Raw genomic sequence first — 13,640 nt, forward strand, 5'->3', positions numbered from 1 at the left:
GGCGCGCCTCACACCGCTGCCAGGTGGAATGTTCGCACGGAATCGCCGGATCCGGGGCATCCGCCCGGGTCAAGGAGAGGTGAAGCCTGCCGTTCAGCGGGGTTCGGGGCGCACGTGGACGACGTCGCCCGCACCGACCGCCCGGCGTGCGCCGTCGGGCGTGCGGACCACCAGCCGGCCGTCGCCGTCCACCGCCACCGCCTCGCCGGACAGCTCGGTGTCGCCGGGCAGGTGGACCTTCACCTGACGGCCGAGCGTGGTGCAGCGGTCCACGTAGGCGCGCAGCAGGTCGCTGGCGTGCGGGTCGCCGGCGGCGGCCGTCCACTCGCGGTACAGCCCGGCGAGTTCGCGCAGCAGGGCCCGCAGCAGGGTGCCCCGGTCGGTGGTGGTGGCGCCGGCCAGCGCGAGCGAGGCGGCGGTGGGGACGGGCAGCTCGTCGGCCCGCAGCGAGACGTTGAGGCCGAGGCCGACGACCACCGCGCCGCCGGACAGCTCGGTGAGGATGCCGCCGATCTTGCGCTCCGCGCCGTCCACCTCCACCTGCAGGTCGTTGGGCCACTTCAGCCCGACCTTGACCTCGGCGACCCGGCCGAGCGTGCTCGCCGCGGCCACCCCGACCAGGATCGGAAGCCAGCCGTAGCGCTCGACCGGCACCTCCTCGGGGCGCAGCAGGACGGACAGGAACAGCCCGGAGCGGGCCGGGGCGGTCCACCGGCGGTCCAGCCGCCCGCGCGCGGCGTTCTGTGCCTCGGCCACCAGCACCGCGCCCTGGGCGGCGCCGGCCCTGGCCCGGGCGGCGAGGTCGCTGTTGGTGGAGCCGGTCTCGGTGACGACGTCGAGGGAGGTCCACAGCCCGCCCGGGACGAGCAGGTCGTGGCGCAGCGCCTCCTCGTCCAGCGGCGGACGGTCCAGATCGGTCCAGGGGGACGGTCCGGTGCGGCCGAAGCCGCGCAGTCCGCTGCGTCGAGGGGTGTCGGGTGCGGTCATGGGGGAAACCCTAGATCGTGGGCGCGGCCGCGGGGCGTAGGCCGCCCCATCGTCCCGCAGAACGCGCCCCGATAAAACTGTGTCGATGGCCATAACGCCAGGACGTGCCGGATCGCCCTCCGCGCTGGCTACGCTACCCAGCGGTAGTTCGTAGCGCCGCCCTGCCCTCATGCGCGGGCCCACCACCCGGCCCGCGCGCACTCGAACAGGTCGCGGCCAAGGATCAGGGAGAGCCACCGGATGACCGAGGCGCCGTACGACCCCCACACGACCGCGGGCAAGCTCGCCGACCTGCGACGCAGGCTGGACGAAGCCGTGCACTCCGGCTCGTCCAAGGCCGTGGAGAAGCAGCACGCCAAGGGCAAGCTGACCGCCCGCGAGCGGGTCGTCGAGCTGCTGGACGAGGACTCCTTCGTGGAGTTCGACGAGTTCGCCCGGCACCGCTCGACCAACTTCGGCCAGGAGAGGAACCGCCCGTACGGCGACGGCGTGGTGACCGGCTACGGCACCGTCGACGGCCGTCAGGTCGCGGTCTTCGCCCAGGACTTCACCGTCTTCGGCGGCTCCCTGGGCGAGGTCTTCGGCGAGAAGATCGTCAAGGTGATGGACTTCGCGCTGAAGACCGGCTGCCCGGTCATCGGCATCAACGACTCCGGCGGCGCCCGGATCCAGGAGGGCGTGGTCTCGCTCGGCCTGTACGGCGAGATCTTCCGCCGCAACGTGCACGCCTCGGGCGTCATCCCGCAGATCTCGCTGATCATGGGCCCCTGCGCGGGCGGCGCGGTGTACTCCCCGGCGATCACCGACTTCGTGGTGATGGCGGACCGGACCTCGCACATGTTCATCACCGGCCCGGACGTGATCAAGACCGTCACCGGTGAGGACGTCGGCATGGAGGAGCTGGGCGGCGCGCGCACCCACAACACCAAGTCCGGCAACGCGCACTACCTGGCCGCGGACGAGAAGGAGGCCGTCGAGTACGTCAAGAGCCTGCTCTCGTACCTGCCCTCCAACAACCTGAGCGACGCGCCGTCGTACCCGGAGCAGGCCGACCTGACGGTCACCGACGAGGACCTCGAACTCGACACGATCGTGCCGGACTCGGCGAACCAGCCGTACGACATGCGCAAGGTGATCGAGCACGTCGTCGACGACGGCGAGTTCCTGGAGACCCAGCCGCTGTACGCCGGCAACATCATCACCGGTTTCGGCCGGGTCGAGGGCCAGTCGGTCGGCATCGTCGGCAACCAGCCGATGGACCTGGCCGGCTGCCTGGACATCAACGCCAGCGAGAAGGCCGCCCGCTTCATCCGCACCTGCGACTCGTTCAACATCCCGGTGCTGACCTTCGTGGACGTGCCCGGCTTCCTGCCCGGCACCGAGCAGGAGTGGGACGGCATCATCCGCCGCGGCGCCAAGCTGATCTACGCCTACGCCGAGGCCACCGTCCCGCTGATCACCGTGATCACCCGCAAGGCCTTCGGCGGCGCGTACGACGTCATGGGCTCCAAGCACCTCGGCGCCGACCTCAACCTGGCCTGGCCGACCGCCCAGATCGCCGTGATGGGCGCGCAGGGCGCGGTCAACATCCTGCACCGCCGGGAGATCGCCGAGGCCGAGGCGGCCGGCAACGCCGAGGCGAAGCGGGCCGAGCTGATCGCCTCGTACGAGGACACCCTGCTGAACCCGTACCTGGCGGCCGAGCGCGGCTACGTCGACGCGGTCATCGCGCCGAGCGAGACCCGTCGGCACATCGTCCGGGGCCTGCGGGCGCTGCGCGGCAAGCGCGAGGTGCTGCCGCCGAAGAAGCACGGCAACATCCCCCTGTAGACCCGTCCCCGTCGGGAGAGAACCAGCCATGTCCCCGATCCACGTGCTGCACGGGCAGCCGACCCCCGAGGAGCTGGCCACCGTTCTGGCGGTGGTCCAGGCCCGGGCCGCCGCCGCGCAGGCCGCCGCCGAGGCGGCGCGCCGGGCCGGCGACGGCCCGGCATCCCCCTGGAACGACCGCTCCCGCCTGCTCCGCCCCGCCGTCCACCCGGGCCTCAACGCCTGGCGGACGTCCGGCTGGGCACGCTGAGGCGTCCGGAGCGGGACGTCGGCCCGGCCAGCGTCCCGCTCCGTGCTGCACCCGCCCGTACCCGCCCGCACCGGCCGGGCGCCACTGGGCTGCGTCCGGCCGGACCACCGGGGGCGCCCGGCCCGGATCGCCCGAAACCTGAGTACGGATACTCAGGCGCCCGGGCCCGGGCCCGGCGCACTCTGGACGGGTGCTCTGGTCAGACCCCCGCGACGAGCCCTCGCCCGAGGCCCGTCGGATGCAGGAACGGATGCAGCGGGCCGGCCGGGTGCTCGGCGCCCTGGTACTGGTCGGCTCCGTCCTGCTCATGATCGCCCGGATGTTCACCTGAACGGCGGACAGCGGCACCCCCTACTCTGGTGGGCATGACCGACCAGCGCGCCCTCGTCCTCGCCTCCGCCTCCCCCGCCCGCCTCGGGCTGCTGCGCCAGGCGGGTCTCGACCCGCGCGTGGTGGTCAGCGGCGTCGACGAGGACGCGATCAGCGCCGCCTCCCCCGCCGAGCTCGCGCTCGTGCTGGCCGAGGCCAAGGCGAAGGCCGTCGCCGCCGAACTCACCGGCGGCGAGCTGGTGGTCGGCTGCGACTCCGTCCTGGAGCTGGACGGGCAGGCGCTCGGCAAGCCCGCCGACGCCACCGAGGCGCTGGCCCGCTGGCAGTCGATGCGCGGCCGCGCCGGGGTCCTGCGCACCGGCCACTGCGTGATCGACACGGTGACGGGCCGACAGTCCTCGGCCACCGCCTCCACCACCGTCCGCTTCGGCACGCCGGACGACGAGGAGATCGCCGCGTACGTGGCCTCCGGCGAACCGCTGCACGTGGCCGGGGCGTTCACCCTCGACGGCCGCTCGGCGCCGTTCATCGACGGCATCGACGGCGACCCGGGCAACGTCATCGGCCTCTCCCTGCCGCTGCTGCGCCGGCTGCTCGCCGACCTCGACGTCCGGCTGGTCGACCTCTGGGCCTGACGACCCGGCCGATCCGTGACCCAAGTGACCTCCCGCTCCCGACAGTTGTGCCTCTAAGCTGACCGCCGTCCACACGGGGGAGGGAACACGGCGATGACCGACAGCGTGCTCAACGTGGTGCTGGGTCTGGTGGCCAGCGCCATCAGTGCCGGCCTCGGCTGGCTCGCCCAGGCCGTGCGGCGCCGCCGCAGGGTCGAGCGGGTGCGGGAGTTCCTCGGGCTGCCCGCCGACAGCGAGTGCCTGATCGTGGTGCCGCGCAGCGTCGGCACGGGCTCGCACGCGCACACCGTGACCCGCCGGGACGCCTACGCCCTGATGTGGCTGGCCGGGCTGGTCGAGGAGTGCGGGGCGCGGCCCGAACTGGTCGCGCACGACGCCGCGCACCGGGGTCTGGGCACCAAGACCGAGCTCTGCCTGGGCGGCCCGGTCAGCAACGAGCGGATGGCCGCCCACCTGGCCTGGGGACTGCCGGGCGTGCTGGTCACCTCCGGCCCCGGCCCGGGCAGCAACGTGCTCGTGGTGGGCGACCGCGACTTCACCGCCGACCACGACCAGTCGCACACCCTGCTGGCCCGGATCGCCACCCCGGACGGCGGCCGCCCGGTGTTCCTGATCGCCGGCCAGACCGGCACCGCCAACCAGGCCGGCGTGCGCTACCTGGTGTCCCACCACCGCGAACTCGCCCGCCGGCACGGCCGCAACGGCACCTTCGCGATGGTCCTGCGGGTGGTCAATCCGGAGGCGTACGGGCCGGACATGGTGGAGCTGGTGGCCGACGTCACCGCCGAGGCGCTGCAGCGGCCCGGCGCCCGCTCCGGCGCCGCTTGAGCCGTCCGCGCGAGAGTGTGGCCCATGCCACCGTCCCGCCGCGCCGCGGCCCCGTCACCCGCCGTGGCCCCCGCCCTTCCGGGCACACCCGCCGCGACCTGCGGAGTCTTCGTACCGGCCGGTACGGGGGCCGGAAAATCCATCACCGAGCGTGTGGGATAGTTCACAACCCGGGGCTACTCGCCGGTACTGCCCAGGAATCCATAAACTCAACGAGGTTCAAGAAGGGAGCCACAGTGCGCAAGGTGCTCATCGCCAACCGCGGGGAAATCGCCGTCCGCGTCGCCCGGGCCTGCTCGGACGCCGGTATCGCCAGCGTCGCCGTCTACGCCGAGCCGGACCGGGATGCGCTGCACGTCCGCGCGGCCGACGAGGCTTACGCGCTGGGCGGTGACACCCCCGCTACCAGCTACCTGGACATCGCCAAGGTCCTCAAAGCGGCCGCCGACTCCGGTGCGGACGCCGTCCACCCCGGCTACGGGTTCCTGTCGGAGAACGCCGACTTCGCCCAGGCCGTCCTCGACGCGGGTCTGATCTGGATCGGCCCGCCGCCGCAGGCCATCCGCGACCTCGGCGACAAGGTGACCGCCCGGCACGTGGCGCAGCGCGCCGGTGCCCCGCTGGTCGCCGGTACGCCGGACCCGGTCTCGGGCGCCGACGAGGTCGTCGTCTTCGCCCGGGAGCACGGCCTGCCGGTCGCCATCAAGGCGGCCTTCGGCGGCGGCGGCCGCGGCCTCAAGGTCGCCCGCACCCTGGAGGAGATCCCGGAGCTGTACGAGTCCGCCGTCCGCGAGGCGGTCGCCGCCTTCGGTCGCGGCGAGTGCTTCGTCGAGCGCTACCTGGACAACCCGCGGCACGTCGAGACCCAGTGCCTCGCCGACAAGCACGGCAACGTGGTGGTCGTGTCCACCCGTGACTGCTCGCTGCAGCGCCGCCACCAGAAGCTGGTCGAGGAGGCGCCCGCGCCGTTCCTGACCCCCGAGCAGAACGCCGAGCTGTACCGGGCGTCCAAGGCCATCCTGAAGGAGGCCGGCTACGAGGGCGCCGGGACCTGCGAGTTCCTGGTCGCGCTGGACGGCACGATCTCCTTCCTGGAGGTCAACACCCGTCTGCAGGTCGAGCACCCGGTCACCGAGGAGGTCACCGGCCTGGACCTGGTCCGGGAGATGTTCCGGATCGCCGACGGCGAGGAGCTCGGCTACGGCGACCCCGAGGTCCGCGGTCACTCCTTCGAGTTCCGCATCAACGGCGAGGACCCGGGCCGGGGCTTCCTGCCCGCGCCCGGCACCGTGACCCTGTTCGCCCCGCCGTCCGGCCCGGGCGTGCGCCTGGACTCCGGCGTGGAGACCGGCTCGGTCATCGGCCCGGCCTGGGACTCCCTGCTGGCCAAGCTGGTCGTCACCGGCCGTGACCGCAAGCAGGCCCTGGAGCGGGCCCGCCGCGCGCTGAGCGAGTTCAAGGTGGAGGGCATGGCCACCGCCATCCCGTTCCACCAGGCGGTCGTCACCGACCCGGCGTTCGCGCCGGAGGTGCACGGCAGCGACGGACCGTTCACCGTCTTCACCCGGTGGATCGAGACCGAGTTCGACAACACCATCCCGCCGTTCGCCGGTGCCGCCGGTGAGGGCGAGGAGGCCGAGGGCCGGGAGACCGTCGTCGTCGAGGTCGGCGGCAAGCGGATCGAGGTCTCGCTGCCGTCCTCGCTGGGCGTCGCCGCGGCCCCGGCGGCCGGTGCGACGGGCACCGCCAAGGCCAAGCGCCGGGTGGGCGCCAAGAAGGCCGGGTCGGCCGTCAGCGGCGACACCCTGGCCTCGCCGATGCAGGGCACCATCGTCAAGGTCGCCGTCGAGGAGGGCCAGGTCGTCGCCGAGGGCGAGCTGATCGTGGTCCTGGAGGCGATGAAGATGGAGCAGCCGCTGAACGCCCACAGGGCGGGCACCGTCGTCGGCCTCAAGGCCGAGGTGGGCGCCAGCGTCAGCAGCGGTGCCGCGCTCTGCGAGATCAAGGACTGACCCCGCCGGGGCCGGCTCCGATCAGGGACCGTTCCTGATCGGGGCCCGGCCCGCCCGGCGGGCACCGACCGGTCCGTACGCCCTCCGGGGCGTGCGGGCCGGTCGTCTTCGTGCGCGGCCGCGCACGGGCCGCTCAGCGCCCGCGCGGCAGGCCCAGCTCGGCCAGCCGCGCCGGCATCCCGCCGGGGCCGACCGGGCCGCCGTGGGCGCCGGGGCGGCGCTGGCCGGGCAGCGGCGCGCCGCCGGGGGGCGGGCCGGTGCGGCGGGCCATCGGACCGGGCTGGGTCTGGTGCACGGGGCCGCTGCCGGTGCCGTGCACCGGGGCGTCGCCGCTCGGGGCCGCCCCGATCGGCGCCAAGTCGATCTGCACCCCGCAGTCGGCCAGGGCGTCCAGCTCGCGGGCGGTGCCGTCGTCCGCGGTGGCCTGCTCGTCGGTGACCAGCCGGGTGATCGTCTCGGTGGCGACGGTCTGGAACATGCCGGCCGCGCCGAGCTTGGTGTGGTCGGCGAGGACGATGACCTCGGCGGCCGCCAGCACCATGGCCCGGTCCACGCTCGCGGACAGCATGTTCGCGGTCGACAGGCCGCGGTCGGCCGTCAGCCCGCTCCCGGAGATGAAGGCCTTGGTGACCCTCAGCCCCTGCAGCGACTGCTCCGCGCCGCTGCCCACCAGCGCGTAGTTGGAGCCGCGCAGGGTGCCGCCGGTCATCACCACCTCGACCCGGTTGGCGTGCGCCAGTGCCTGGGCGACCAGCAGCGAGTTGGTGACCACCGTCAGACCGGGCACCCGTGCCAGCCGGCGGGCCAGCTCCTGGGTGGTGGTGCCGGCGCCGACCACCACCGCGTCGCCCTCCTCCACCAGGCCGGCGGCGAGGTCCGCGATGGCGCTCTTCTCCGCCGCCGACAGGTGGGTCTTCTGCGGGTAACCGGGTTCGCGGCTGAAGCCGCCGGGGAGCACCGCGCCGCCGTGCCGGCGGTCGAGGAGCCCTTCTGCCTCCAGCGCCCGCACGTCACGGCGCACGGTCACTTCGGAGGTCTGGACGACGCGGGCCAACTCCCGGAGCGAGACCGCTCCGTTGGCGCGCACCATTTCGAGGATCAACTGGCGACGTTCTGCAGCAAACACAGAACCGACGGTAACCTGCGTGACCGTCTGCTTTCAGGCGTTTGCAGCTAGTAGCGGGAATTGCTCACGCACGAGCGGCGCGTGACCGTACAATTCGCGCCGTCAATAGCCCGGGGCTGCGCCCGCCGTCCGGGTGACGGTCGATCATGCGCGAAGGGCGGCCGCCGGTCGGCAGCCGCCCCTCAACTGCGCGCCGGACGCTCAGGATTCGCCGTCGGCCCGCTTGCGGATGTGCAGCTGCCGGGCGGCCTCGGCGGTCGAGCCGGAGACGGACGGGTAGACGGTGAAGGCGCTGGCCACCTGTTCGACCGTCAGATTGGCGTCCACCGCGAGCGAGATCGGGTGGATCAGCTCGCTGGCCCGCGGGGCGACGACCACGCCGCCGACCACGATGCCGGTGCCCGGACGGCAGAACAGCTTCACGAAGCCGTCCCGGATGCCCTGCATCTTCGCCCGCGGGTTGCCGCGCAGCGGGAGCTTGACCACGACGGCGTCCATCTTGCCGCACTCCACGTCGGCCGCCGTGTAGCCGACGGTGGCGATCTCCGGGTCGGTGAAGACGTTGGATGCCACGGTCTTGAGGTTCAGCGGCTGCACCGCGTCGCCGAGCGCGTGGTACATCGCGATCCGGCCCTGCATGGCCGCCACCGAGGCGAGCATGAAGACGCCGGTGCAGTCGCCGGCCGCGTACACGCCGGGGGCGGTGGTGCGGGAGACCCGGTCGACCTGGATCTGGCCCCAGTCGTTGAGCTTGATCCCGGCCTCCTCCAGGCCCATCTCGGAGGTGTTGGGGATCGAGCCGACCGCCATCAGGCAGTGCGTGCCCTCGATCACCTTGCCGTCGGCCAGGGTCACCTCGACCCGGTCGCCGATCCTCTTCACCGACTCGGCGCGCGAACGGCCCATCACGTTCATGCCGCGGCGCCGGAAGACGTCCTCCAGCACCTCGGCGGCGTCCGGGTCCTCGCCCGGCAGCACGCGGTCGCGGCTGGAGACCAGGGTGACCTTGGAGCCGACCGCCTGGTACGCGCCGGCGAACTCGGCGCCGGTCACGCCGGAGCCGACCACGATCAGCTCGCGGGGCAGCTCCTCCAGGTCGTACACCTGGGTCCAGGTCAGGATCCGCTCGCCGTCCGGCTGGGCGTCCGGCAGCTCGCGCGGGTGGGCGCCGGTGGCGATCAGCACCGCGTCGGCGCGCAGCGCGTGCACGGTGCCGTCGGGCGCGTCCACCAGGACCTCGCGCGAGCCGTCCGCGGCCTGCCCGCCGGTGCCGAGCCGGCCGCGGCCGCGCAGGACGGTGACGCCGGCGCGGGTCACCGACTGGGTGATGTCGTGGGACTGCGCGATCGCCAGTCGCTTCACACGGCGGTTGACCTTGCCCAGGTCCACGCCGATGACCCGGGCGGCCTGCTCCAGCGGCGGGGTGTCGTCCGCGACCAGGATGCCGAGTTCCTCGTACGAGCTGTCGAAGGTGGTCATCACCTCCGCGGTCGCGATCAGCGTCTTCGACGGAACGCAGTCCGTGAGCACCGCCGATCCACCCAGACCGTCGCGGTCGACGACGGTCACCTCCGCGCCGAGCTGTGCGGCGACCAGGGCCGCCTCGTAGCCGCCGGGTCCGCCACCGATGATCACGATCCGAGTCACGCTCACCATTGTCCCGTACGCCGGGAGCGCCGCCACGCCGGGGTCCGGGCTCCGCCCGTTCGCCCGGTCGCCCCGGTCCGCGCGCCACCCCGGCTACGCTGGCCCCCATGCCCCTTTACGCCGCGTATGCCACCAACCTCGATGCCCGGCAGATGACCCGCCGAGCCCCGCACTCCCCGCTGCGCGGCACGGGGTGGCTGGACGGCTGGCGGCTCACCTTCGGCGGCGAGCAGCTCGGCTGGGAGGGCTCGCTGGCCACCGTCGTCGAGGACGAGAAGGACCAGGTCTTCGTCTCGCTGTACGACGTCTCGCCGGTGGACGAGGAGGGCCTGGACCGCTGGGAGGGCGTCCAGCTCGGCATCTACCGCAAGATCAAGCTGCGCGCGCAGACCCTGGACGGCTCCATCCCGGTCTGGACGTACGTGCTCAACGACTACGAGGGCGGCCTGCCCGCGGCCCGCTACCTCGGCCTGGTCGCCGACGCCGCCGAGAGCGCCGGCGCCCCGCACGACTACGTCATGGACCTGCGCCGCCGCCCCTGCTGACCGGGCGGGCCCGTCAGGGCCGCGGGCCCCAGCTGCGCGCCGTCTCCGCCAGGACGCCGGCCACCACCGCGCGCCGGGCCGGCTCGGTGCGCAGCCCGTTGCCCAGCTCGACGTGCAGCCACGGCACCCCGACACCGGCCGCGAACCGGCCCTCGACGTTCGTGGTGCCGCCCAGCTGCCCGCACTTCTCCCGCCAGGCCCGGCAGACCGCGTACCCGGACCGCCCCAGCGAGGCGGCGGTGAGTTCGGCGGCCGGGCCGGCCTGGCCCGCACCGCCGGAGACCACCGCGTCCTGCCCGGGCAGGCTGCCCTCGTCGAAGCCGTGCACCTGGATGCCGGGCAGCCCGCGCCCGGTGAGCGCCTCGACCACGGCCGCGAAGACGGTGTCGGTGCGGTGCGCGACGTCCGAGGAGCCGTCGGCCCCGGCCCGGCGGTGCGCCCCGGCGAGCACCAGCACACCGCCCGGCGCGGCCCGGAACAGTTCCACGCCGAGCGCCTCGGTGCGGGCGTCCGACACCGGGTGCGGCACCTGCACGGACCAGTTCGTCCGGGCCGAGAGGTCCAGGTAGACCCGGCCCCAGCCGCGGCTCCCGGCGGTGGCGGTGATGTCGGCGATCTCGGCGACCCGGCGGCCGGTCGCGGCCTCGGTGAACTCGGTGAGCCGGTAGCCGGCCCGGGCCAGCGCCTTCCCGGCCTGCTCGGACTGCCCGTCCAGCGCGCCGAGCACGCCGTCGGCCACCGCCCGGCGCTGGGCCGCGTCCGGCGCGGTGTACGGACCGTCGGCCGCGAAGTCGGCGGTGTAGTCGTCCACCCGGGACGCCAGGTCCACCGGGGCCGGTCCGGAGGGCAGGGGGCGGACCGCCCGCGGGGGTTCGGCCCGGCCGCGCGCGGCCAGGGTCAGCACCCCGGCGAGCGCCGCCAGCACCAGTAGCGCCGCCACCGGCAGCAGCAGCGAGCGTCGCGAACCCCGAGTCTCCATGGCGGTCGAACCTACCGCGTCGACCACCACCGCCATGATCCACGCCGGGTCCGGCGGAATCGAGATGCAAGGGACATCGGATCGAAGCCGATATGTGACAACTTTTGCGAAACCTTTTCGTACGCTGTTCCGGCTTGACCAATTCTTGATCATTGCTTGACCGGGAAGGCCGGCTGCCGACCCCGGGAGCCGCCACGGCGAGCCCGGAGGAGAACGAGGCCCCCGTGAGCACGGCACCCACCCCGCCGCGGCAGCACCGCTACCGCCGCCGGGCCGACATGCCGCTGCTCGGAGGCATCCGCCCGCCCATCGCGCTGCTGCTGGTCCTGCTGGTCGCGGTCGCCGCGATCACCGCCCTGGCCGTCGGCGGACTGCGCGTCGACGACACCCCGCAGGCCGTCCGCGAGTCCCACCAGTACGCCGCCGAGGACACCGCCGCCTCACTGCGCGCCGGACTGCACGAGAGCGCCACCGACCTGCGCCGGGCCGCCGCCCGCTACGAGAACGCGCCCGCCGAGCCCTCCGCCGTGCTGACCGCGCTCGGCCAGGCGTACCACAAGTGGCGCGGCACGGTGGTGGTCCGCCCCGACACCGGCCGGCTGCTGGCCGCCCGCGGCGAGACCGTCCCGCTGGCCGGTCTGGACCTCGCCAAGGTCACCGACACCGCGCCCGCGCCCGTCCTGGTGCCCTCCACCGCCGGCACCCGGCTGCTCACCTTCGCACTGGTCACCACCAAGGCCGACGGCCGCGCCCTGCTGGTCGCCTCCGACAACCTGCGGCTGCCCGGCATCGCCACCCGCAAGGAACAGACCATCCAGGTCCTCGACGCCACCGGCGCCGTCCTGGACACCACCGGCGCCGCGCTCCCCGCCGAGGGCGACCGCAAGCTGGTCACCACCGCCCGCGAGCGCGCCGCCCGGCAGCACCCCGCCCCCGGCGAGACGGCCTCCGGCAGCCTGGCCGGCGCCGCGGACGCCAACGGCGAGCGCCGGGTCGCCGGCTGGGCCGCCGTCGCCGCCCCCGGCGGGCACGACCAGGCCGCCCCGCTCGGCCTGACCGTGGTCTCCACCAGCACCGTCGACGGCAAGCCCGGCAGGCTGCGCCACCCCATGCTCGGCCTGGCCGCCGCCGGCGCCCTGCTCGTCCTGGCCCTGCTGCTCGCCTGGTACCTGGTCCGCAGCCTGCAGCGCCCGCTGCTGGGCCTGTTCCTGGAATCCCGCCGGCTCACCCGCGGCGACCGGCCGGACCAACCCGTGCGCGGCCCGAAGCGGGGCGAGACCGGCCGGATCGCCCGCGCCCTGGAGGAACTGCGCCACCAGCTCCTCGACCCGTCCCGTCCGCCCGCCGCCGCCCCCGCCCGCGGGCGCCGCCCCGGCACCGCCCTGCCGCTCGCGCTCTGCGCCGTCCTGGTGCTCGGCTGGTCCGGCCCGCTGCTGTTCCTCGGCGGCAACGACCCGACCGTACGGGTGCCCACCCAGGTCGTGGCCGGCCAGCGCGACCGCACCGACACCGCCGCCGACCGGATCCGCCAGGCGCTCAACGAGGGCTACGCGGACCTGCGTTCGGTCGCCCCCGCGCTCTCCGAGGCCTCCGTCGGCAAGGCCGAGACCCTGCTGCGCGACACCCTCGCCGAGCACGACCGCTACCGCTCGCTGTACGTCCTCGGCGCCGACGGCGGCGTCCTCGCCCACGCCGGCGAGACCCCGCACCGCACCGGCCCGGAGGCCCTCGGCCCGAGCGGCGTCCTGCTGCTCAACAGCTCCGGCAAGGAGCCCCGGATCGCCGCCCGCGCGGCCCTCACCGCCGCCCCGGCCGACGCCGAGGCGGAGGGTGCCCCGGAGCCGAAGGGGCCCGTCCTGGTCGGCGAGTTCAAGACCGACTTCCTCGGCGGTCTGCTGACCCGGCCCGGCCTCGGCCGGGTCTGGCTGGTCGACGGCCGGCAGCGGGTGCTCGCCGCCAACGAGGGCTACAGCTCCTTCGGCGAACTGCCGGACGGCCGGGCCCGGACGGTCCTCGCCGACGCCGGGAAGTCCGCCACCGCCGACGTGCTCCGCGACGGCGGCGACCCCTCCCTGCTCGCCGCCGCCCCGCTCGGCGGCAACGGCAGCGTCGCCAAGCTCGGCTGGTCCGTGGTCACCGCCCATCCGGTGGCCTGGCTGCACCTCGACCAGAACCGGGCCGACCGCCGCGCGGTGCTGGCCGGCATGCTCGGCCTGGCCGCCGCCGCGCTCTGCCTCGGCTGGCTGTTCATCGCCGTCGGCCTGCCGCTGCGCCGCCTCGCCGCGAGCGCCGAGGCGCTGGCCGCCGGGGACCGCCGCACCGTGCTCTACCCCGTCCACCACGACGAGGTCGGCGCCGTCGCCCGCAGCCTGGAGCTGGTCCGGCAGGAACTGGTGCGCGCCGAGCTCGCCGAGCGCGCCGTCCGCCGGACTCCCGAAACCGCCCGCTGAGCCCCCGCCCGAAGGATCTCC

The 13,640-nt window shown here is 74.4% G+C and carries 12 protein-coding genes; 8 read left to right on the forward strand and 4 right to left on the reverse strand.

Going from position 1 to position 13,640, the window contains the following annotated elements:
• Positions 1-93: 93 nt before the first annotated feature.
• On the reverse strand, positions 94-987 hold the full coding sequence (locus tag ACFV0O_RS21340; protein ID WP_380343970.1) for a biotin--[acetyl-CoA-carboxylase] ligase: 894 nt from the start codon (positions 985-987) through the stop codon (positions 94-96).
• 240 nt (positions 988-1,227) lie between these two features.
• Here ACFV0O_RS21340 and ACFV0O_RS21345 point away from each other — a divergent pair, with 240 nt between their 5' ends.
• The 6 genes from ACFV0O_RS21345 to ACFV0O_RS21370 all read left to right on the forward strand — a co-directional run bounded on the left by ACFV0O_RS21345 (position 1,228) and on the right by ACFV0O_RS21370 (position 6,872).
• Positions 1,228-2,817 (forward strand): acyl-CoA carboxylase subunit beta, encoded by a 1,590-nt coding sequence (locus ACFV0O_RS21345; RefSeq protein WP_360265284.1) that lies wholly within the window; start codon positions 1,228-1,230, stop codon positions 2,815-2,817.
• A 28-nt stretch (positions 2,818-2,845) separates the two neighbouring features.
• A complete protein-coding gene (locus ACFV0O_RS21350) occupies positions 2,846-3,067 on the forward strand; it encodes an acyl-CoA carboxylase subunit epsilon (RefSeq protein WP_380343973.1) in 222 nt (73 codons plus the stop codon).
• A gap of 190 nt (positions 3,068-3,257) precedes the next feature.
• Positions 3,258-3,398 (forward strand): morphogenic membrane protein MmpB, encoded by a 141-nt coding sequence (gene mmpB, locus ACFV0O_RS21355; protein ID WP_360265290.1) that lies wholly within the window; start codon positions 3,258-3,260, stop codon positions 3,396-3,398.
• Between the two features lie 34 nt (positions 3,399-3,432).
• Positions 3,433-4,032 carry a nucleoside triphosphate pyrophosphatase gene (locus ACFV0O_RS21360; protein ID WP_380343976.1) on the forward strand — a complete coding sequence of 200 codons (600 nt, stop codon included), beginning with the start codon at positions 3,433-3,435 and terminating at the stop codon, positions 4,030-4,032.
• 93 nt (positions 4,033-4,125) lie between these two features.
• A complete protein-coding gene (locus ACFV0O_RS21365) occupies positions 4,126-4,860 on the forward strand; it encodes a hypothetical protein (RefSeq protein ID WP_380343979.1) in 735 nt (244 codons plus the stop codon).
• Between the two features lie 236 nt (positions 4,861-5,096).
• Positions 5,097-6,872, forward strand: a complete 1,776-nt coding sequence (locus ACFV0O_RS21370) for an acetyl/propionyl/methylcrotonyl-CoA carboxylase subunit alpha (RefSeq protein WP_380343980.1) — start codon at positions 5,097-5,099, stop codon at positions 6,870-6,872.
• Between the two features lie 133 nt (positions 6,873-7,005).
• On the opposite strand, the gene ACFV0O_RS21375 is transcribed toward ACFV0O_RS21370, so the two are convergent.
• Positions 7,006-7,962: a DeoR/GlpR family DNA-binding transcription regulator gene (locus ACFV0O_RS21375; RefSeq protein WP_380344039.1), complete on the reverse strand. Its 957-nt coding sequence runs from the start codon at positions 7,960-7,962 to the stop codon at positions 7,006-7,008.
• Between the two features lie 237 nt (positions 7,963-8,199).
• Positions 8,200-9,654, reverse strand: coding sequence for an NAD(P)H-quinone dehydrogenase (locus ACFV0O_RS21380; RefSeq protein ID WP_380343983.1), 1,455 nt, complete (start codon positions 9,652-9,654; stop codon positions 8,200-8,202).
• A gap of 98 nt (positions 9,655-9,752) precedes the next feature.
• On the opposite strand from ACFV0O_RS21380, the gene ACFV0O_RS21385 reads away from it, so the two are divergent.
• A complete protein-coding gene (locus ACFV0O_RS21385) occupies positions 9,753-10,190 on the forward strand; it encodes a gamma-glutamylcyclotransferase (protein ID WP_360265308.1) in 438 nt (145 codons plus the stop codon).
• Positions 10,191-10,203: 13 nt separating this feature from the next.
• Here the strand turns inward: ACFV0O_RS21385 and ACFV0O_RS21390 are convergent, their stop codons facing one another.
• The gene (locus tag ACFV0O_RS21390; protein WP_380343986.1) at positions 10,204-11,169 is read right to left on the reverse strand and encodes a hypothetical protein; all 966 of its coding nucleotides are present in this window, start codon (positions 11,167-11,169) and stop codon (positions 10,204-10,206) included.
• Between the two features lie 224 nt (positions 11,170-11,393).
• On the opposite strand from ACFV0O_RS21390, the gene ACFV0O_RS21395 reads away from it, so the two are divergent.
• On the forward strand, positions 11,394-13,619 hold the full coding sequence (locus ACFV0O_RS21395) for a HAMP domain-containing protein (RefSeq protein ID WP_380343989.1): 2,226 nt from the start codon (positions 11,394-11,396) through the stop codon (positions 13,617-13,619).
• Positions 13,620-13,640: the final 21 nt, after the last annotated feature.

It is taken from the genome of Kitasatospora sp. NPDC059577 (assembly GCF_042735475.1).
Taxonomy (GTDB): domain Bacteria; phylum Actinomycetota; class Actinomycetes; order Streptomycetales; family Streptomycetaceae; genus Kitasatospora.